Genomic DNA, 253 nt, shown 5'->3' with positions numbered 1-253 from the left:
GGATCACGCTGCGAATCCTTGTGGGCAAATTGGCGAGACGGTCGATCTCGACGAAGCCGTACAACGGGCGCTGGAATTCGCTAAAAAGGATGGCAACACGCTGGTCATAGTCACCGCTGATCACGCCCACGCCAGCCAGATTGTTGCGCCGGACACCAAAGCGCCGGGCCTCACCCAGGCGCTAAATACCAAAGATGGCGCAGTGATGGTGATGAGTTACGGGAACTCCGAAGAGGATTCACAAGAACATACC

General features: G+C 56.5%; 1 protein-coding gene. It reads left to right on the top strand.

Translation table 11 applies throughout. The annotated features are described in order from the left end of the window. Positions 1 to 253 (top strand): alkaline phosphatase (locus tag V5P19_RS24070; protein ID WP_334408062.1); only part of this gene is annotated, 253 nt, incomplete at both ends.

The organism is Enterobacter sp. UNJFSC 003, assembly GCF_036903355.1.
Taxonomy (GTDB): Bacteria; Pseudomonadota; Gammaproteobacteria; order Enterobacterales; family Enterobacteriaceae; genus Enterobacter.
This window is presented reverse-complemented; position numbering and strand designations above follow the sequence as displayed.